21 protein-coding genes are annotated in these 21,212 nt (G+C 36.3%); 14 read left to right on the top strand and 7 right to left on the bottom strand.

The window, feature by feature from the left end; all coding sequences use genetic code 11:
- Position 1 precedes the first annotated feature (1 nt).
- Positions 2-1,501, bottom strand: a complete 1,500-nt coding sequence (locus tag LS684_RS06560) for a spore germination protein (protein ID WP_233810816.1) — start codon at positions 1,499-1,501, stop codon at positions 2-4.
- 161 nt (positions 1,502-1,662) lie between these two features.
- Between LS684_RS06560 and LS684_RS06565 the strand changes: the two genes are divergently transcribed.
- From LS684_RS06565 to LS684_RS06585, 5 genes are all read left to right on the top strand, one after another.
- A complete protein-coding gene (locus LS684_RS06565; protein WP_233810817.1) occupies positions 1,663-2,478 on the top strand; it encodes a DUF2935 domain-containing protein in 816 nt (271 codons plus the stop codon).
- A gap of 92 nt (positions 2,479-2,570) precedes the next feature.
- Complete coding sequence (locus LS684_RS06570) at positions 2,571-3,968, top strand: N-acetylmuramoyl-L-alanine amidase (protein WP_233810818.1); 1,398 nt, start codon at positions 2,571-2,573, stop codon at positions 3,966-3,968.
- A gap of 107 nt (positions 3,969-4,075) precedes the next feature.
- Positions 4,076-4,465: an alpha/beta fold hydrolase gene (locus LS684_RS06575; RefSeq protein ID WP_233810819.1), complete on the top strand. Its 390-nt coding sequence runs from the start codon at positions 4,076-4,078 to the stop codon at positions 4,463-4,465.
- Positions 4,466-4,525: 60 nt separating this feature from the next.
- Positions 4,526-4,951: an alpha/beta fold hydrolase gene (locus LS684_RS06580; protein WP_233810820.1), complete on the top strand. Its 426-nt coding sequence runs from the start codon at positions 4,526-4,528 to the stop codon at positions 4,949-4,951.
- Positions 4,952-5,097: 146 nt separating this feature from the next.
- Complete coding sequence (locus tag LS684_RS06585) at positions 5,098-5,703, top strand: SAM-dependent methyltransferase (protein ID WP_233810821.1); 606 nt, start codon at positions 5,098-5,100, stop codon at positions 5,701-5,703.
- Positions 5,704-5,921: 218 nt separating this feature from the next.
- Here the strand turns inward: LS684_RS06585 and LS684_RS06590 are convergent, their stop codons facing one another.
- A complete protein-coding gene (locus LS684_RS06590; protein ID WP_233810822.1) occupies positions 5,922-6,080 on the bottom strand; it encodes a hypothetical protein in 159 nt (52 codons plus the stop codon).
- A gap of 268 nt (positions 6,081-6,348) precedes the next feature.
- Here LS684_RS06590 and LS684_RS06595 point away from each other — a divergent pair, with 268 nt between their 5' ends.
- The 6 genes from LS684_RS06595 to LS684_RS06620 all read left to right on the top strand — a co-directional run bounded on the left by LS684_RS06595 (position 6,349) and on the right by LS684_RS06620 (position 13,608).
- Positions 6,349-8,010, top strand: coding sequence for a methyl-accepting chemotaxis protein (locus LS684_RS06595; RefSeq protein ID WP_233811558.1), 1,662 nt, complete (start codon positions 6,349-6,351; stop codon positions 8,008-8,010).
- A 78-nt stretch (positions 8,011-8,088) separates the two neighbouring features.
- A complete protein-coding gene (locus LS684_RS06600; protein ID WP_233810823.1) occupies positions 8,089-8,838 on the top strand; it encodes a polyphosphate kinase 2 family protein in 750 nt (249 codons plus the stop codon).
- A 295-nt stretch (positions 8,839-9,133) separates the two neighbouring features.
- The gene (locus LS684_RS06605) at positions 9,134-10,474 is read left to right on the top strand and encodes a spore germination protein (protein WP_233810824.1); all 1,341 of its coding nucleotides are present in this window, start codon (positions 9,134-9,136) and stop codon (positions 10,472-10,474) included.
- A gap of 19 nt (positions 10,475-10,493) precedes the next feature.
- The gene (locus LS684_RS06610) at positions 10,494-11,630 is read left to right on the top strand and encodes a GerAB/ArcD/ProY family transporter (protein WP_233810825.1); all 1,137 of its coding nucleotides are present in this window, start codon (positions 10,494-10,496) and stop codon (positions 11,628-11,630) included.
- Positions 11,627-12,721, top strand: a complete 1,095-nt coding sequence (locus tag LS684_RS06615; RefSeq protein ID WP_233810826.1) for a Ger(x)C family spore germination protein — start codon at positions 11,627-11,629, stop codon at positions 12,719-12,721. Before LS684_RS06610 ends, LS684_RS06615 begins: the two co-directional genes overlap by 4 nt.
- A 152-nt stretch (positions 12,722-12,873) precedes the next feature.
- On the top strand, positions 12,874-13,608 hold the full coding sequence (locus LS684_RS06620; RefSeq protein ID WP_233810827.1) for a protein-glutamine gamma-glutamyltransferase: 735 nt from the start codon (positions 12,874-12,876) through the stop codon (positions 13,606-13,608).
- Positions 13,609-13,626: 18 nt separating this feature from the next.
- Here LS684_RS06620 and LS684_RS06625 read toward each other — a convergent pair whose 3' ends face one another.
- Positions 13,627-14,409, bottom strand: coding sequence for a glycerophosphodiester phosphodiesterase (locus tag LS684_RS06625; protein WP_233810828.1), 783 nt, complete (start codon positions 14,407-14,409; stop codon positions 13,627-13,629).
- A gap of 173 nt (positions 14,410-14,582) precedes the next feature.
- On the opposite strand from LS684_RS06625, the gene LS684_RS06630 reads away from it, so the two are divergent.
- On the top strand, positions 14,583-14,792 hold the full coding sequence (locus LS684_RS06630; protein ID WP_233810829.1) for a hypothetical protein: 210 nt from the start codon (positions 14,583-14,585) through the stop codon (positions 14,790-14,792).
- Positions 14,793-14,953: 161 nt separating this feature from the next.
- Here the strand turns inward: LS684_RS06630 and LS684_RS06635 are convergent, their stop codons facing one another.
- Positions 14,954-15,265: a hypothetical protein gene (locus LS684_RS06635; RefSeq protein WP_233810830.1), complete on the bottom strand. Its 312-nt coding sequence runs from the start codon at positions 15,263-15,265 to the stop codon at positions 14,954-14,956.
- A 246-nt stretch (positions 15,266-15,511) separates the two neighbouring features.
- On the opposite strand from LS684_RS06635, the gene LS684_RS06640 reads away from it, so the two are divergent.
- Positions 15,512-15,895 (top strand): hypothetical protein, encoded by a 384-nt coding sequence (locus LS684_RS06640; protein ID WP_233810831.1) that lies wholly within the window; start codon positions 15,512-15,514, stop codon positions 15,893-15,895.
- A 164-nt stretch (positions 15,896-16,059) separates the two neighbouring features.
- Positions 16,060-18,033, top strand: a complete 1,974-nt coding sequence (locus tag LS684_RS06645) for a methyl-accepting chemotaxis protein (protein WP_233810832.1) — start codon at positions 16,060-16,062, stop codon at positions 18,031-18,033.
- A 60-nt stretch (positions 18,034-18,093) separates the two neighbouring features.
- Here the strand turns inward: LS684_RS06645 and LS684_RS06650 are convergent, their stop codons facing one another.
- Genes LS684_RS06650 through proV form a run of 3 tightly spaced genes read right to left on the bottom strand, consistent with a single transcriptional unit; the run spans position 18,094 to position 21,104 of the window.
- Positions 18,094-18,996, bottom strand: a complete 903-nt coding sequence (locus LS684_RS06650; RefSeq protein ID WP_233810833.1) for a glycine betaine ABC transporter substrate-binding protein — start codon at positions 18,994-18,996, stop codon at positions 18,094-18,096.
- Positions 18,996-19,844, bottom strand: a complete 849-nt coding sequence (locus LS684_RS06655) for an ABC transporter permease (protein WP_233810834.1) — start codon at positions 19,842-19,844, stop codon at positions 18,996-18,998. The genes LS684_RS06650 and LS684_RS06655 overlap by 1 nt, the downstream gene beginning before the upstream one ends.
- The gene (proV, locus tag LS684_RS06660) at positions 19,845-21,104 is read right to left on the bottom strand and encodes a glycine betaine/L-proline ABC transporter ATP-binding protein ProV (protein ID WP_233810835.1); all 1,260 of its coding nucleotides are present in this window, start codon (positions 21,102-21,104) and stop codon (positions 19,845-19,847) included.
- Positions 21,105-21,212 lie beyond the last annotated feature (108 nt).

Raw genomic sequence — 21,212 nt, forward strand, 5'->3', positions numbered from 1 at the left:
CCTATTTTTTCATTTTGTTATATTCCCTATTTTTTGTGTTCACCTGTGTTGGCCGCTCTTTAATCAACTGGTATGGGGCTCGAATAATTGTATCCAACCAATCGGTTAAGAAGGTAGGTGAAATAGGAATTAAATAAGGTGTCTTTAGGGTTGTGAGTGTTGATAAATGGACGATTAATACTCCTAATCCAAAAATTAAGCCTATGTTTCCCCAAAACCCGGCTAATAATATGAAGCTAAACCGGACAATTCGAATCGAAGCACTCATCGTGTAATTAGGAATAACAAACGATGCAATTGCAGAGACAGCAACTGCAATGATTAAGATATTACTGGTTATCCCTGCTTCAACGGCAGCTTGCCCAATGACAATTCCTCCAACGATCCCAATAGTTTGACCGATTTTCGTTGGTAATCTTGCACCAGCCTCACGCAATAGCTCTATGACCAGTTCTAAAAAAAGTGCCTCTATTAATGGAGGAAAAGGAACTTTGCTTCTAGACTGAATTAAGCTTGGGAGCAATGGTTGGGGAATCATTTCGTAATGAAATGTCGTAACTGATACATAAATAGCAGTAAATGAAATGGTGATAGCTAATGCAAAAAAACGTAATAAACGAATAAAGGTGCCCGTAATCCACCTTTGGCTATAATCATCGACTGATTGAAAAAAGTCGAAAAAGCTTACTGGTGCACAGAAGACATATGGACTTTCATCTACTATCCCTATGATTTTTCCAGCTAACAGCTTTGATGCTATCACATCTGGGCGCTCGGTTGTAAGGAATTGTGGAAATGGTGAATATGGGTGTTCATCAATCATTTGAACAAGCATATTGGTATCTAAGATTCCATGTGTCTCAATTGCCTCGATTCGCTTGATAAGTTCCGTTAATTCTGCTTGAGGGGCAATATCTTCGAGATACATAACCGTAATCGTAGTCTTAGTAATTTCACCTGCAGATAAACAAATAGATTTCAAATGAGCGCTTTTCACTTTTTTTCTTATGAGTGATTGATTAATGCTTGCTGCCTCAACGAAAGCTTCATGAGGCCCTAGAATTATGGATTCAGTCTCTGATTCTTGAATAGCTCTTGCTTCTCCACTAGAAACAGGTAAATAGAAGACTTGATGATTAAAAGAAAATAATGCATTCCCATTTAAAACTTCATTGACTCCATCTTTATTGTTTTTTATTGCTCTTAGCTCAGAATGAAAAGCAATAACTGATAATTGAGAGGGGTCTTTATGTCTAATGTCATTAATAAAGGCTTGTAGCTGTTGCTTATCAACTAAATGGCAAAAATAAAAAATTTCCATTCCTAGATGTTCAATGTGAAGATGGTCAATATCTGAGCAATTTTGAAATTGATTGATTATGTGAGAAAATTGTAGATCATCATCCCGCTGTTGGTCTGATTCTAAATCTAGATTATTACCTGTTTGTGCGGTATGTTCAGGCTTAATAACGATTTTTTTTAGCATCTTAATCATGTTCATATGAAAACCTCTTAGTGAAATATGGGGTCACCATCATGTTGTATTATTACAAGAATTTACTAATAGGATGTTCTAAATTGGTTTTTTTAAACTTGTAATCATTCCTCTTTCTCAGAAATAAAGTGTAATGAAGGATTAAACAAGGGGGAATGTGAAGGGCTATGACATATATGCATATTACACCATGGGAAGAACATAGCTTTTGGTTATATGTATTAAAGGATCATGCATACTTTATTCGTGATTATTTATCTCCATCAGAAACCAAATGGGTTAGGCAGGCGGAGGTATTTATTCAAGAATTTGAACGTGTAGAGAAGCAACTAGAGACTTTACCAAAGAATATAGGTGTCTCAACTGAGGCCATGGTACAACTTGCAAAGAGAGCATACTATGTTTCACACCAATATTATCAATTCGAAGGATATCTTTTGAACTTACGTCTTTATAATAAAGTGAATTTAAATTTATCTCCTACGTATTTAAATGGTACGTTGTTAGAAAATGGAGAGTATTTACGAATACTTCAGTACTATTCAAATGGCATAGAATATCCTCCATTGCCACTCACTGACCTTTTATCGTTATGGCTTGAGGATCAATTAGGACACTCAGCTTTGTTAATACGCTTACTAGATGGAGTGGAGTTCGATATGATACAGCGGGCGAATGCTTTGAAACTACAATTCTCACAATTTATTGTGAAGAACAGCGCGATAAAAAAGTATTTGCAATTCACAGAACCAGGCTTCCCAATACAGCTGAAATTTGCTCGCGATGTATCTAAAGCGGTTGTGCAATTTAATGAGTTAGTTGGGGAAGCAATTTATTTATATAAAAATGACGAATTAATTAATCAATCGACCCTACGGTTCCTAGAACATCATTTTCCAGAATCGTGTTATTTTTTGAAAAAATTATCGTATTACGCTCCTGATATTACCTTTCATCCATGCTCTCTAAAGCCAGAAAAATAAAATCATTCATTTTGTCCAACCTTTTTATCATTCTCTGAATAGAATAATTCGTAAGTACTAAGAGTTATAACATGTAAGGAGGATATATACGAATGTCAACTATAGTAATAGATCCAGGTCATGGAGGAGCAGATGCAGGGGCAGTATATAAGGGGAATTATGAAAAAGATTTCAATCTTGCTGTTGCAAGAATTGTTCAGCAGAAGTTGCTAAGAGATTATGTTGTAGATGTAATTATGACAAGAACAGGTGATCAAACGATATCTTTAAATGAGCGAACAGCACTCGCGAACGTTAAAAAAGCTGATTTCTTTTTATCCATTCACCATAATGCAGGTGGGGGAAGCGGTTTTGAAAGTTACATTTATAATGGGAATGTTCCTTCATCTACTAAGCAATACCAAGCAATCATCCACAGTAAGATTATAAAGTCCATACAATCAAAATATCAAGTAAAAGACAGAGGGCAAAAACGAGCAAATTTTCAAGTAGTAAGGGAAACAAAGATGGATGCTCTTCTTCTAGAAATCGCTTTTGTGGACAATGAACAAGATTTAAAGCTTTTAAATAACTCGACATTTATTCGAGAGGTGAGTAACAGCATTGCGGATGGGGTCGCTAATGCTTTGGATCTTCCAAAAAAGTCAATTCAGTCACCTTCTCCACCAGATAGAAGTTTGTATAAGGTGATCGCTGGTTCTTTTAAGGAAAATAAGTATGCCGAGATCCGGACATTGGAATTGAAAAATAGAGGAATTAACGCATTTGTAGTCCAAACGGAAATCAGTGGGCAGATGTATTACCGTGTGCAAGCAGGAGCCTTCTCTAATAGAGAAAACGCCGACTTACGAGTTGAAGAGATAAAGAAAATGGGGATAAATGGAGCATTTGTAGTGGTGGATGACAAAGAAGGCGAGGAATTACCACCGAAATCGTCTCCAGCACCTCAAACTATTCGCTCTATTGAAGGAGAAGCGCATCTTTTATCATGCCAATTAGATTTGTTTGCAAAAACAATTAATATGAATGCACCTCGTCTTGGGGAGTATTATGTATCCTATGGTGACCTTTATGGAATTAGAGGAGATATAGCTTATGCACAGGCATTGCTGGAAACGAATTTTTTCCAATTTAACGGACTCGTAAAGGAAAATCAAAATAATTTTGCAGGGCTGGGTGCTATCGGTTCTGGAAGTCCTGGAGCCAGCTTTCAAAGCCCTGAAGAAGGAGTGCACGCTCAAATTCAGCACCTTTATGCATATGCAACGACTAAGAATCTACCAGCAGGATTAAGGCTGATAGACCCTCGTTTTAAGCTAGTATCTCGCGGGAGTGCCAATGCTTGGACAGATTTGAACGGAAAGTGGGCAGTGCCAGGTACTAATTATGGTGAGAGCATTTTAGCAATTTATAGAAGGATGGTTAATTTTACGATAGAACAAATAAAAGAGCAGCAGGAACAACTGCAAAAAATAGTAATGGACTTATAAGAGTACCCGGTTGGGTGCTCTTTTATAAAAGGGATTATTTAGTTTTTATGGTAAATAATTCCGTAATTGCGTATGTTAACAATATATGAAAATGGAGGAGCAATTATATGAAAGAGAAAACTATGAAAATCAATAATTCTATTCATTTACATCTAGAATATCAACTGGGGTTCAAGGAAACAATTCTTTTTCTTCACTTTAGCGGCGGAACAAATCAAATGTGGAATGGGGTTATACCACATTTTAATCAAAGTTATAATATTATGGCACCTGACTTTCGTGGACATGGAAAATCAGACAAGCCGTTAACAGGTTACCATATAGACGAAATAGCTCAAGACGTCGCCCAACTTTTAGAAGACTTAGAGGTCGAGCAATATCATATTGTTGGAAGTTCTATGGGTGCTGAAATTGGAGTATGCTTAGCTGCTTCATATCCCGAAAAAGTGCGATCTCTTGTGTGTGAAGGAGCTATGTATAATGAGTTCGGTGCATAAGGAATATTTAATGGTACAGATGAAGAAATAGAGCAGGAAAAAAGGAAGATTTCTAAGCAATTGGATGAACGAGTACTTCCTAGACATACCTGTCGGCAACAGTTGTTAGAAGAATTGAAAAAGCCATTTGTAGACGAAGGTATATATAATGAAACATTTCGCCCATTTTTAGATAGTTGTGTCGAACTTCTTGAAGACGGATCCTATACAAGCCATTACAAAAATCATGTGCAAATTGAATACATTCAGAAATGTTGGGACATTGAATTTGAGAATTACTATAAGAAAATTAAGTGCCCAGTACTTTTTATTCCAAGCACTGATGAATGGAACAACGAAAAAATCCGAAATAGTTTAGCAGCATTCTCTAACTATCTCACATCCTATGAGGTTCAACAAATTCCTAACACAAACCATGCTTATGTTTGGATGGAGCAGCCTAAAAAGGCAGCTGGATTAGTGAAGGAGTTTATTGAATCTTTATAGAGGTGGAAAGAAATGAGATATGTGCGTTTGTAGATAAAAAAATGAACTAACTTTAGTTCCTCAGGGGATTTATCATTAAAATAAATAGAAAACCTGCAAATGGCATGTTACAATCTCAATACATTTACAGAGATTGGAGTGCCAAAATGAAGGAAAAGGAATACGATAAGCTATTGCATATTCATACGATTGGGGAACAGAAAGGTTTTCTTCGCTCGTATCATTATCATCGGTATGAGCCAACTCCATATGAAGCTCTAGACTATTTATTTTCGGAAATTCCTATACACGAAGGGGATCGAATTGTTGATTTTGGTAGTGGAAAGGGACGACTCCCTTTTTATGTACATTATTTCTTCCGTGCTATCGGTATTGGTATTGAGATGAATGAGCAATATTATGATGAAGCAGAGTGTAATTTACAATCTTACTTAGAAAACATCAATGATAAAAAGGTACCTATTCATTTCCATCATGGACTAGCGGAAGATTATAACATTCATTCCAATGATAATTATTTTTACATTTTTAATCCATTTTCAGTGCAAATTTTCATCAAAGTAGTTAACAGAATCTTACGTTCAATCGAAGAAAGCTATAGACAAGTATACATGATTTTATATTATCCTTCTGAGGAGTATATATTTTATTTAGAGAATCATCCGTTGTTTCTATTAACAAATGAAATAAAGCTTCCCATGTATGAATCCAATTCGTTTGAACGAGTATTAGTATATTCTTTAGGTTATTAGAAGTGGAATATACTGATGGAGATTGGTGAAATAGCTTGATTTCCGCTCCAGGCACTTGCTTTCCTTGTGGCATTCGCTGCAACGCAAATCCCCTTGGAGTCAAGTGCCTTCCGCTCCAATCTACTAGTTTTGGCATCGGAAATCTAGTGATAAAATCCCTTCATATAATGCCTGTATAAGCGATCTATTGCTAATTCATTTCACTTTCCTTATGAACGTTAATCATTTCCGTTATTATCATTCCCTTGTTTTTTCCCACTTCCAAGTTGTTCGGCTTTCCTTAAGTCATATCCATCATCTTCTCCGCTAATGTGCAGAATATCTTCATTTGCCCCTATTTTATTTGCTCTTCGAATCTCATTTTCATTTTGAAGCACGTCTTTGACCTCCATAATCTCATTTATAACCTTCCATATTAGTTTTATTGAATTATTTAACATTATTCATAGCAAATACTTTTATTTTTATAACATTTTTTAACTAATACTAAATTAAAAAGATTCTAATTAATCACAAAACTTTCATATTATCCTCGGTCAATAGTCATAAATATAAAGTAATAGAATGGGTATTTGATGTTAGAATTTATTAGGTAAATAGTATATTTAAGGTAATAAGTGGGATGGAGGGTTTTTTTTGAAAAAAGTGTTGAATTTATCAATAAAATTAAAGCTGTTAGTTACTATCCTAATTGTAACGTTATTGCCATTGATGACAGCAGGGTATTTTTCGTACGAATCTTCATATAAAGGGGTATATGGAGTGACTAAGCAGGATTTAAATTATATTGTCCATCTTGAAACAGAAGTACTTGGAGAAGCTACTTCAAACATGGAAATATCATCAGAGGATGATCAAAACATAAAAGAAGCATTATTAGATCTTAAAACGGAATACTTTGAAAAAAACGAGATGGAAGGCTATGGATATATATTGGATGAAAAAGGGGTAATCCTTTACCATCCTGATCAAACAGTCATAGGAGATAACCTATCAGACCAGTCGTTCGCCCAAAAGATATTAAATGAAGAGTCTGGATATATTGAATATGATTGGAAAGGAGAAACAAAGGTTGCGGCTTTTGATAAGCTTCCGAATGGCTGGTCTTTTGCTGTGTCGTCTTATTTGGATGATATGATGAAGCCGGTAGAGCCAATAAAGCAAGAAGTACTTATTATAAGTATTATAGGATCAATTGTAGCAATGATGGTTGGTGGGTTTATTATTACCCAAATAACCAAGCCAATTAAGTCAGTCGTAGCTGCAATGGAGAAAGCGGAGAGTGGAGATCTTACAGTAGAAGTTCCTGTCTATTTCGAGGATGAAATTGGTCAAATATCAGTTATGTACAATAAGATGATGGGGAAACTGAAGTCCATCCTAATAAGTATTCATGAAGCATCTGAACAAGTAGCTGCCTCTTCTCAGCAACTGACAGCAGCAGCTGAAGAAAATAGTAAGGCATCTGAGCAAATATCTTCTGCAGCTGAAGAAATTTCAAGAGGTTCACAGGAACAGGTGGATTCAGTAGCTCAAGTAGTTTCTTCCATTCATACGATTTCACATTCGATCGACCTAACAGCAACTAATGTAAAAAAGGTTAATGAAGACTCACGAATTGCAGACCAATTCGCAAAAGAAGGCGTTGAGAACTTAAATAAAGTAGTGTTTGAAATGAATGATATTACGAAAAAAGTGAGTAATACGGAACATGTAATTCGTGAACTAGGTCAGCAATCTGCTGCAATAATGGGAATTATTACGATCATTCGTGATATTAGTGAGCAGACAAATTTGCTTGCATTAAATGCAGCGATTGAAGCTGCACGAGCTGGTGAACAGGGGAAAAGCTTTGCGGTTGTAGCTGGTGAAGTTCGAAAACTTGCTGAGCAATCGGGTAAATCAGCTAATGAAATTGCAGAATTAATCGTGACAATTAACGATGAAATTAAACAAGCAACCGTTATGATGGAGGAAAGCTCAAAAGCAGTTTCTGAAGGAGAAACAGTTGTTCAGGAGGCTAGTGGCTCCTTTGTCAAAATTAAAGATGCAGTATTAGATGTACATCTAGAAATGGAAGTCTTAGCTGAAGCAATAGTTGACATCAAGGAAAATGCATCTGTCATTGTTGGCAATGCAGATTCGATTTCTCGCCTAGCGGAGGTTGCAGCAGGCGATACTGAAGAGGTAGCTGCTGCAGCAGAAGAGCAGAACGCATCAATGCAGGAAATCAATTCTTCCTCCCATATGCTAGCGCAAATGGCAGAGTATCTGCAAAGTCAGGTAAGTCATTTTAAAGTGAAATAACAGTTTATTAAATAACTTAATCGTTCTACTATTAATCAAATGCTGATAAAATCTATATAAAACCATTGGAGGGGAAACATGCTAGATACAGTAGATTTATCCGTTAAAATGGTGAGCAAAAAGGTATATAAGAAGCAGTTAAAGTCTTATCAATTTAAGTTATTAACATTGCAACGTCTTCTAGCAAAGAACCACCTTGGCTGTGTGTTAATTTTTGAAGGGTGGGATGCAGCTGGGAAAGGTGGTGCGATTAAGCGTTTAACCGAGCGTCTTGACCCTAGAGGATTTGAAGTACATGCGACAGCGGCACCAACAGCCGATGAGAAGAAGTATCACTATTTGCACCGATTCTGGATGAGAATCCCCAAATACGGAAAAATCGGCATTTTTGATCGTTCATGGTATGGAAGGGTGCTTGTTGAACGTGTAGAAGATTTTGCTACTGAGGCTGAATGGTCAAAAGCTTATGAGGAGATAAATCATTTTGAACAAATTTTAGCAAATGAAAACTATATTGTCTTGAAGTTTTGGTTTCATATTTCAAAAGAAGAGCAATTAAGACGTTTCAATGAACGTCAGAGCGATCCATTGAAACAGTGGAAAATAACCAATGAAGATTGGAGAAATAGAGAAAAATGGGATGACTACGAGCAAGCAGTTGAAGATATGCTCGAAAAGACGGACCGCGATGAAGCAAAGTGGACCATCATTGAAGGGGAAGATAAGAAATATGCTCGAATTAAAGTGATAAAGAGTGTAATCGAAGCATTAGAAGAAGAGTGTAGGAAACGCGATATTAAAGTAGAATATGTTGTTAAGTCTACTTAGGCTGTTCTTAGAAGGAGAAAGCCCGGACTATAGGCAAACTTGAACCATTGAGTTTGCCTATAGTCTTTTTTTATCGAAGTTTATATAAAATGAATATTTTCATTTTGCTAATAGAATAGCGAGGAGGGATTGCTTTCTTTTATTTACAAGCTGAGTGGTTCTAATAATGGACCTTATTTTGCAAGAGGTCTCTTTCCTTCTGAAATACTCTAATCCAGTTAAGGAAGGGAATGATTTCATGTTTTGGTGAAACACTAGCAAATATGACAATTCTTTAGATAGCTAGGTGAGGCAGATGAATCACGCATATGAAGAAGTAAACCAACGCTTTTTTAAAGAGAAACTAGAAGGTTCAATTGATTGTATGTTTCAAGAGTTGTCCCTTCATGGGCAAAGGGTGGATTTAATATATTTGAAGAGCATTTGTGACACCGATAAGGTTCATCAAATGTTAGTGAAACCTTTCTTTGAGATAAATGAACATCGAAAGTTCGATAGCTATGTACAGTCGTTAGATGCTACCAAACCGTTTGAGACAAATCATGCAGCTTTATCGGATGTATTGAGGGGAAGCGTGGTACTAGTTGGGCCATTTCACACCTATGTGATTGACTTAAAGAAATACATTAATCAAGGTGTTAAAGATGCGAATGTGGAAACAACGATTCAAGGACCTCAAACTGCATTAAGTGAAGACATTGCAATTAATATGAATCTTATTCGACATCGCTATCATCAGCCTTCCTTGAAAATTGAAAATGAGCAAGTTGGTTCTGTCTTAAATATGGAAGTTATTTTAATATATGACAGCAATAAGGTACAACCTGAAATCCTCCAAAAAATTAAGGAGAAGATAGCAAGTATTAAAAATGATAACCGGATCGTTCAATCACCGGGTGAATTTCATCGATTGTTAACACCAAAGAAACGAACCTTGTTTCCTGTCTACATGATTTCAGAGAGAACGGACCGGATCGCACTTAACCTTTCAGAGGGGAAGGTAGTTCTACTAATTGAAGGAAGTCCTTTTGCTCTTATTTTACCTGCTGTCTTTTTCGACTTTATGAGTTCTATGGAGGATTTCTATCAGCCTTATTGGGTTTCGAAGTTCCTGCTTTCCTTAAGATATATCGGACTATTCATTAGCTTGGTTCTCCCTGGTTTTTATATTGGTATTACTTCGTATAATCCGGAGCTTTTTCAAGTTCAGCTCGCTTTAGGAATAGCTGGATCTCGAGCAGCAGTTCCTTACTCCTCCTATTTAGAAGTATTTTTTATGCTTTTTATGATGGAGCTTTTAACAGAAGCTTCAATACGTTTGCCTAAGTCTATTGGATCAACGGCTACGACAGTAGGGGGATTAATACTTGGAACTGCTGCGACAGAAGCTGGACTTGTTTCAAATATTATGATCATTATTGTTTCCGCTGTGGCCATTTCGAACTTTGTGATTCCCATAAATGAAATGAGCTTTGCTATGAGGGTGATGAAGTATATTATCGCAGTCCTTGCTACTGTCACAGGCCTTATTGGGATTGTAGTAGGTATGCTTGTGTTAATTACCTATTTAATTCGACTAGATAGCTTTGGACAACCGTATTTACGGTTGTATTTCAGCGAGGCTAATAAAGACTAAGTGATACGGAGGTACGGAATTGGCAAGCAGATATTTCTATTATTTAATTTTTTTAAATATGGGAGCGAATGTAATCATTTTCGTACCTCGAATGTTAATTGATGATCGGACAAATGGTGCCATCTGGTCAATGATTCTATCTCTTCCGCTCGGCTTTATATTTATGTATTTTTTTACGAAGATGATTATGAGGTTCCCTGGAATGGATTTAGCAGCTATTTTCAAGGAATCCTTTCTTCCAATATGGCTTGGGAAAATCATTATCATTTTACTTAGTCTCATTTGGGCTACTTCTGGTGTCATAACATTGATTACCTTCACAGATATCACGCATCGCTTTATTAATCCAGATATGAGTGGAATCTATATAAACCTATTGTTTATCCTTTTCGTTGTTTGGGCAACCACCCTTGCCACTGAAAAAGTATTGTATCTATTAGAAATCATTTTAGTTTTGAATGGTCCGCTGATACTATTTTTATTTTTAAAAGCATTTTTTAGCGAGAGCATTAGCTGGTCTGAGATTATGGAGGCAGGCACATATGTTAAAGAACTCCCAACCTGGGCTTCACTTTCAGCAGCTACTTATATGTTTTCTGGGTATGCAAATTTAGTTGTATTTAATAAAGTATTCACAAAAAAAATTAGTACTAAATGGTTTTGGTTACTAATCCCTATTGGAATCACCAATATATTCACTACATATTTTATTCCAATTGGAGTATATGGATTTCAAGGGGTAGGGGAGCTTACTTATCCTTGGTTAAGTAGTGCGGATGCATTAAGAATAAATTTAGCTTTTATAGAACGGGTATTCTTCGTTTTTGTTTTAGTATATGTAGGTATTTCCTTAATCAACGTTATTCTTCATTGGCATGTAGGTATGAAGTTAATCTTAAGCGTAATCTCAAATGATCATATCCGTAAACCGCAACCGAAGGAAATGAAGTTAAGTATTAAATACTATATAAAAAAATGGATGAACTTAAGAAACTTCATCCTTTTGTTATTTGCTTCTCTAGTACTTGGTCTCGAGTACTATTTTAATGAAGCAGAAATATTTACGTTTACAGAATGGTGGATGCAAATACGAATGCCGATGGAATACGCAGGCGCCCTATTAGTTATCATTATAGGATGGAGGAAAAAGTCATGATGAGAAAAGGGATATTTTTCATGATGATCTGTTCTGTTTTGCTACATAGTGGTTGTGGATTCAAGGATATAGATAAGCGTTTTTTTGTTGTCACTATTGGAATTGATACCCCGAAAGAGGGGGAGAAAAAATATAAGGTGTTATTAAAATTAGCTTTACCTAGTGCTGAAAAAAAAGGGGGATCGAATGATTTTTTATTAATTACAGAAGAGTCTGACAGTATAACAGATGCGATTCGACTGATGAAATCTAGAGTGGATCGAGAAATTGATTTCGGTCATGCAAAAGCAATTATCTTTGGAGAGAGCGTTTTTCAAAAAGAGATACATCAAGAAGTAGATTGGCTATTACGAAGAAGAGATATTCAGAAAATCGCTTGGGTTGGGGTAGGCAGGCCGACTGCAGAAGCGGTTTTGAATGTAAAGCCGCCTTCAGAGAATATTCCTTCAAATGCGATTTTTCTTTCATTTGGACAAACCGGTTCCGAATCGCCTTATACTCTTTCAACGTATTTGTTTGAGCTGTTTAGAGACCTAGAGAGTGATGGAATTAGTCCTATTCTCCCTTTGATTGAAGTGAAGAATGAACTATTAGAAATGAATCAAGCAGTCGTCTATCAAAAGGACCAAATCGGTTTAGTTCTTGGGAAGAATGAAACAAAGACTTATAATTCGTTACGAAATGATTTCGACAAAGTTCAAGTCAAAGTAAAAACAGAAGAACATCATTTCGTCGTTGGTGCTGAGGCATTTCATAATAGGTTCAACGTGCAAACCTCCAACAAAGGTGTTGTTATTCAATTTCATGTTCGTTTAGAAGGCATTATTGAAGAGTCAAGGGAGGATATCTCCGAAAAAAAGCTAAGGGAATATAGCAAAGAAACTGCAAAAGCATTTAAGAAAGACGTGGAGCAGCTATTAACAAAGCTTCAGGAAGCAGATGTTGATCCCTTTGGTTTCGGTTTAAGGTATCGAGGAACACATTTTGAAGATCAAGAAGTTGAAATCAATAGATGGCAAGAGCTTTATCCAGAGGCTGTCTTTCAAATCAAAGTCGATGTAGATATTAAAGGAACAGGAGTAATCGAATAACATTCCAATAAGAAAATCATATAAGTTACCAAACAAACAACATATAATCTTCTACACAATATCGATGGTTCGTAAAGATGCTCATGCTCATTGAAACTTTAGCAGAGGTTTATGCATATAGTAGGAAAAAGGCATGAGATAGGATGAGGCAGATGATCCGCATACAAGGTAAGCCTATCGTTGAGAAACCTGAAAGTTTAACTGTTACCCAAACAGTTGTTTATAATTCCTTACTAAATAGTCGATATGAATATCGCTATGAATCGGTTCAACAATTATGGTTTGAGCTTATGGTTCGAGAAAATATCATGAAATTTGCATTGGAGTTAAGTAGAAGCAACGCGCAATTTCAAACATTTAATGGAGCAAGCTTTAACCCCGTGTATTGGATAAAGACATCAAAGGGATTTATTTTACAACCAAATGTACATCCTTCAGATGCTGTTCGAGATATATATCGGAACAGTAATCTGTATGGATTTGAATGCTCAACTGCAATCATGGTGATCTATTATAATGCTGTTCTAGCATCCATTCCTAAGCGAAGCTTTGATTATTTATTCCAAAACTTAATTATTTGGGATTGGAATTATGATTCTGATTTAGGAATGACAACCATTGTTGGTGATGATTTTATTCCAGGTGATGTAGTATATTTTTTTAACCCAGATTATGAACTACCTGTTTGGACAGGAGAAAACGCAGTTTATCTGGGAGATGATTCTTTTTTTGGTCATGGTATTGGTGTTGAAAGCTCTTCAGGTATGATAGAAAAATTGAATACGTTAAGAAAGCCAAATGCAACTGAAACCGCTTATTTACTTCAGCAATACACAAGATTGAACTTTAACTATTTATCTCAATTCTCAAGTATTGAGGGAATCTAAAAACTTTTTCGGATATTTTCAGTCAAGATAATCAAGAAAATCTGTAACAATACCATCAACAGGTAGATGTTTAATCCGCTTAGCTTCACTTTTTGTTCTAATTGTCCAAACAACCGATTTCATCCCATGGCGGTGTATTCGTCTAAGTAAACGTTTATTGATAAGGGTTACTTTTGGATTTAAATAGGTTGCGTATCGAGCAACTTTCTTTATTTCTTTACTTCTAATTCCATGAGGTTTGTATCGAAAGAGAACACCAACAGGAACAGATGGTTGAATAGAGTGAAACAGTTCCATTGATTTTAGATCAAAGGATTGGACAATTATGTTTTCATTAATTCCTTGTTTTCTTAGTTCATCAGCTAGTGCTTGTTCAATTCCAGGGTATAGACTAGGCTTTTTTATTTCAATTAGTAGGCCTACACACCCCTTATATCTTTGTAGAAATTGCGAAAGAGTTGGTACTTTTTCTTGGTTATAAATAGGGTTGTACCAGCTTCCAGCTTCTAGCTTTTGAAGCTCTTCTAATGCGATGTCTCGAACGTTCCCTCTGCCATTTGTTGTCCGATCGACTGTTAGATCATGAATGACAACAAGTTCTCCATCCTTTGTCTTTTGAATATCTAATTCTAAATAATCTGCACCCATCTCTATAGCTTTATCAAACGATGCAAATGTGTTTTCTGGGCAATATCCAGCTGCACCTCGATGACCGATTTTAAAAGGTGGAGTTCTAGGATGATTTGGGAATGAGCTACACCTAAGGAATTTACTAACATGATTTCTAAATGATTGCATCATAATCACTCCAAATTTTTTGAAGGCAAATTGTATATTTAGTTTACCATCTAACCTTAATACAAAAGAAATTTCTAATCAAATCACCTATTCTCTGGGGAAAACACCCAAGAATTTAATGGGACTTTAGCATACGATTTATTGTAGATAAAAAATTTGAATGAGGAGGAGCTAAGTTGAATCAACACTTTGAATTATTCCCTACCCGTGAGAATCGCGTATTTGTTGGCCGTCCTGGTTTTCGCCGCCCATTTTTTGGGTTTCCGTTTTTGGGTGGATTTGTAGGAGGACTTGCAACTGGTGCCATTATTAGGCCAAGGCCACCTTATTATTATTACCCACCATATCCATATCCTTATTATCCATATGGAGGGTATGGATATTAATATCGATACAAAAAACTCTACTGAGCATTCTCGGTAGAGTTTTCATTATAAACAATAGAGGTTGAAACCTCGTAAAATGAGCTTATTACAAAAGCCTTCTGAGAAAACAAATCTTGTCCATGAATACTCTAAATTTATATATAGGGTTTGATTGATCGATCTTATTTCCAATCTTCATAGATAATCGTTCCCCCTGTTAAATCAATCGTACTTCGATCTCCTTTATAATACATTTTGCCATTTTCCCTCACCACTAATTTTTCATATGTGAAAACTTCTTCACCAGATGGAAGCTCAATGACGACTTTTCGACCTAGGTCCTCCTTCGGCTTTTCAACTTTTATTAAGCTTTTTGAATAATAATACCCAGACACAAGTAAAACGAGACATAAAAAAGTTATTACTCGTGTAATTGAGAAGATAAAATTGGTGTAATTTGTTTTTTTTACATATCGATCTGAACGATTCATCATGTACCAATCCCTTGCTACTATTCCTTTTCCTTGAATAACATATGCGGCGTCTCCAGTGATGATGACAAATGAGTGAGATATGTAAAGAGAAGGGTCTTATGTACTGAAATCAAGACTATAAGACTAAGTGAACTTTTAGGTTCCTTTTTTTTAGGGAAAATGACTAGTTAAAGACACCGTAAAAGTATGATATCGTTATACTCTGAAATAGATACAAGAATTCTTAATTAATATGGGGGAAACATCATGTTTTGGGAAAATATAGATGGAATAAATTTGTGGAGTATAAATAAAAAGTTAAAAAAATTGGCTTCTTCTCGAATGGAAATTGAAGAGAAAACTAGAAATCATGTGTTAACCATACAATTGCCTTCTAAGAGAGAAAGAGAACTAACTGTACAAACTGTCAAAGAAGAATTAATTGAAAAGATCAAGAAATTAGATGGATTTGAAACTCTCCAAGTTTGTTTATTAGAAAACTGTGAACCTGTTCTTAAAGAGCAGCTAACACAGTATGGAGTATTTCGTTGGATTGAAATACCAATTGAACAATCAGTGGAATATGAATTTAGTTTTGATAACATTAAAGGAATAAAAGGGAATACATATTCAATCAATGCTTATTCATAAAAAAAGGAGTTAGACCATCCGAATTCTGTTCAATAGGATGGTTTTTGTTTTACTGAAATATTCAAAATCTTATGACGTATTTATGACTTTTGACTTACTTAACGTTTAAAATTAACCTGTTATATTACAATATTCCTCAATAAGAAAGAGAAGAGGGGAATACTGTGAAGAGTGTGAAACTAAAATTACTCATCGTCATTCTACCAATTATTACAATTGCACTAATAAGTGTATCTGTTATTAATCATAACAAGGCTAAAAGCTTCTTAGAAGAGAATTTTGAAGAGAAATCACTCGTACAGCTCGAGCTGTTACAGGAAAAGCTTGTAAGTAAATTAGAAACAAATATAGAAATATTGAAGAACATAGCTTCTAGTAGTGACGTAACTGGATTAAAACCAGATATGCAAATGGCTTATTTAATGAAAAAGCTTAAGCAATATGAAGAGTTTCAAATGTTCTTTATATCTGATGTGGATGGAAATACGAGGACGACAGAAGGTAAAACAACTAACATAGATGATCGAGCTTATTTTAAGGAAGTCATGTCAGGAAAGCCCTTTGTTATATCAGATCCGATCATAAGTAAAACGTCAAATATTGATACTGTTGTATTTGCCGTTCCTATTCAGCTAGAAAATGATGATATTGTTGGATTAATTGGAACATCCTTTCCTTCGTCAAACCTACATAAAATTGTCGAGGAAGTGATAATAGGCGAATCAGGTTATGGATATCTAACACAAGCTGATGGTTTAATCATTAGTCATCCAGAACGAAGTATGGTACTAAGCACAAATATTAATGAGCTAGGAATTGAAGAATTAGAGCTTTCACAAGAGAAAGCTTTAAATGGAGAAACAGGGGTAACAAGGTATACTTTTAAAGACATAGAGAAATATGCGTTCTACACACAAATACCACAAACGAATTGGCTCCTCTATTTAACTGCACCTATCGATGAAGCTTCCAGCCAATTAAACGAATTAGCTATCATATCAGCAGTTACAGCATTAGTCGTCCTTATTTTTACAATTGTAATTGTAATCTTATTTTCGTCTAGACTTATCCGCCCTCTTCAGAAAATGAGCCTCATTACATCTCAAGTAGCAGATGGAGACTTAACGATTTCAATCAAGCATCGAAGTAACGATGAAATTGGGAGACTTGGGGAAAATTTTAATGCAATGGTGGCAAAGATGCAAAGTCTATTAAATGAGATTGGCTATGTGTCAAGTAAAGTAAGCGGTTCATCAAACATACTCGTTCAAACAAGTGAAGAGACAAAAACAGCCTCAGAGCAAGTGGCTATTACGATTTCAGAGTTAGCAACAGGGACTTCAGATATCGCTTCCTCTGTCACAAATGTATCTCAAAAAATCCAAGAAATGAATGCAACGCTTAATGGAATAACTGAATTTGCAAAAGAAGTAACCGAAGTATCTGAAGAAAGCAGACAGTCTGCAAATAAAGGGAGGATCTATGTAGATGAATCCATTAATCAAATTCGAGGAGTAAATGAATCCGTTCGGGGGACAGCTGAAATTATTCGAAGGGTGGATCAGCATGCATTTGAAATTGGAGAAGTTATTTCAATTATTACGAGTATTGCAGATCAAACAAACCTCTTGGCTTTAAACGCATCGATTGAAGCTGCAAGGGCTGGAGAACAAGGAAAAGGCTTTGCAGTTGTCGCGAATGAAGTTCGAAAGCTTGCAAATGAAACAACTGTTTCTGCTGAGAAAATTTCTTCTATTATTCGTGAAACACAACATGAAAGTCATCGAGCGGTAGGTTCAATTGAAAATGGAATGATCATTGTAGAAGAGGGAATGAACGCAGTCATTAAAGCTGGTGAATCATTTATAGAAATTAGTGAAAACGTTGACATGGTATCTAATAAGAATGAAAACATAACAAGATCGATTGATAACTTAGAGAAAATCAGTCTGGATATTCGAAATGATATGGAGTCGATTTCTGCTGTTACTGAGCAATCTTCGGCGGGCGCTGAACAAGTAAGTGCTGCAAGTGAAGAGCAAGCAGCAAGTGCGAACCAGATTGCCACTGATGCTCGAAGCTTAGCTGAGCTAAGCCATAACTTAAAGGAGTTAATGAGTCAATTCAAATTAAAGTAGCAGATGAATATACGGTAAAAGGGTTAGACGTAGCTAGGACGTCTAACCCCTTCTTATTCCTTATTTTAAATCTTCAATTGATTTTACATCCATATAGGCTGGAACGACTAGCCCAATTTTAGTCCCTTCTAAGTTAGCACCTAGGTCTTCGAAGTCACCTTCAAATTCATTGTAATAATCTGCGTGTGTTGCAGGTAACCAGCCTGCAATATGTGCATCTAAGCTACCATCTGCTACTCCTGTCCACATGGGTCCAGCTTCTACTTGACGAAGTGTGACATCGTATCCTAAATCTTCAAACACTTTTCCAATCACATTTGTACTTGCAATTTCACTTGCCCAAGCAACATACCCAATTGTGATTTCTTCCCCATCAACTTTATTAACACCTTCTGTCCAAGTGGCAACTTGGTCAGCGTTTTCTTCTACCCATGTAGCAGCTGCCTCTTCAGGAGAATCACCATCTTCGATCATGACCATGACACTCCCCATGTCTTCAGAAGTCCAATTGAATTGGTCTAATACTTGATATGCACCAGGAAGATCTTCCTGTAAGCCATTACGTGCAATGGAATGAATACTTTCAGCATCTCCATATACTCCTTTTGGATCTTCTAAGTATTTTAGATCAAATTTAGAGAACATCCAATGTGGAGTCCAGCCTGTCACAATAATTGGTTCTTCTTTATCATATGCCTTTTTCAAGGCAGCTGTCATAGCTGCACCAGAACCTTCAATCAATTTCCAATCTGTCAATTCATACTCATCAATTGCTGTTCCAGTAGCCTTCATTAGTCCAGCTCCTGGATCAATCCCAACAATCTCATAATCTACACTTTCACCAATAGCTGCTTCCTTGCTAGAATCTGAATCATTTCCTTCATTACTTGCCTTGTCAGAGTTACAAGCAACAAGTCCTACTGATAAAGCTAATACGAATAACATCAAAGCCCATTTTTTCATTATGTAGTTCCTCCTTGTTTTTTATTTCCTATATTTTGAGTAATACGGTCTAAGATAATGGCAATAACCACAATAGCTAGACCTGCTTCAAAACCTTGGCCAATCTGAATTTGTGTTACAGCACGGTACACATCTGCTCCAAGCCCAGGTGCTCCAACCATGGAAGCAATAACGACCATCGAGAGAGCTAGCATGATGCTTTGATTAATACCTGCCATAATCGTTGGCATTGCTAAAGGTAATTGTACTTTTAGCAACCGTTGTCCAGTTGTTGAACCGAAAGCCTCAGTTGCTTCAATAATATCTGCTGGGACTTGTTGTATTCCAAGTATCGTTAGACGAATTGTTGGAGGCATGGCAAAAATGACAGAAGCTACAACTCCTGGTACTACTCCAATGTTAAAAAAGAATATCGCCGGGATGAGATAAACAAATGCAGGCATTGTTTGCATAAAATCAAGAATCGGTGTGACGATTCGTTTCACTGTTTGATTTTGCGAAGCCCATATGCCTGCTGGAATTCCTAATATGATGGCAATCACTACAGCGGTTAATACAAGAGCTAATGTTTCAAGCATTCCTTCCCAGTAACCGAGATTATCAATAAGGAAAAGTCCAAAAAATGTAAATAAAGCAATCCCATTATTTGATAGCTTCCAAGCTAATAAGGTTAAGAGAATAATAAAAGCTATTGGAGGGATGTATCCAAGTCCTGCTACAATGGCTTCAACAAATGCTTCGAGCCCTTCTGAAATTCCATCAAATGCTACAGAAAACGTTACAGTAAGCCAATCTACAAATACATCAATCCAATCAGCGATCGGGAGTTTTGGTAAAATTCCTTCCAACTAGTTCACCCCCTTGTCTGTAATAGTTGTAACAGCTGCTTCTTTTTTAGCTTTCTCTAAGTCATTAATATCTGAGTTATTTCCTGCAAGTGCCCCAATGACAGCACCTTTTACAAGAATTCCTCGTAATCGATTGGTATCATCTATAACTGCAACAGGAATGCTTGCTACGGATACCTTTTCAAATAAGTCTGTTAGGATTGTGTCACTTTGAACGGTTAACACATCTGTCTGGAGAATATTCTCAACCTTTTCGTTTTGATCAACAGCACGTTTCGCATCGTCAGCAGTAATGGCACCAAGGAGATTTTGCTTTTTATCTACCACGTATATGCTTGAGATACCTAAGTCCTTCATTATCTGAAGTGCTACTCGTGGACCTTTATCGATTTGAACGGTCTCTGCGCGCTTCATTACGTGACTAGCTGTCAGAACTTTTGATAAATCTACATCTTCTACGAACCTCTCAACATAGTCATTTGATGGATTCATTAATATTTCTTCTGGTGTACCAATTTGGACAATGGCTCCATCCTTCATTAATGCGATACGGTCACCAATTCGCAGTGCTTCATCTAAGTCATGTGTAATAAACACAATTGTTTTCTCCATTGAAGATTGAAGCTCTAACAACTCATCCTGCATATCCTTCCGAATTAATGGATCAAGTGCGCTAAATGCTTCGTCCATTAGAAGGATATCAGGATCATTTGCTAATGCTCTTGCTAAACCAACACGTTGTTGCATCCCACCACTTAATTGCTTTGGATATTGATTTTCATAGCCTTCAAGACCTACTAGCTTTAAGGCATCAAGCGCTTTTTGTTTTCTTTCTTCTTTAGCAACACCTTGAATCTCTAATCCATATTCAGTGTTTTCAAGTACTGTTCGGTGCGGAAGAAGAGCAAACTTTTGAAACACCATACTGATTTTTTTACGTCGGACCTCTCGTAAGTGTTCTTTATTCATTTTGACAATATCCTTCCCATCAATGGAGACCTCGCCGCTTGTTGGTTCAATTAATCTGTTAAGTAAGCGCACTAACGTGGATTTTCCACTTCCTGAAAGCCCCATAATGACAAAGATTTCTCCGCTATGTACTTCAAAGCTAGCTTGGTTTACCCCAACAGTTGAACCCGTTTTTTTAAGAATACTTTGTTTGGATTCACCGTTTTTGAGTAAGCTAACCGCTTTTTTTGCATTTTTCCCAAAAATCTTTGTTACATTTGAAACATTAATTTTTGCTTGTTGATTATTCATTTGTTCACCCCATTCGGTTTCCGTCTGTATATCCGACTTATTAATTGTATTTTTTCTAGAGAAATGGGGCAAAGGTGGTAATTGGGCAAATTCAGCTGTAAAGTATGT

The organism is Cytobacillus spongiae, assembly GCF_021390075.1.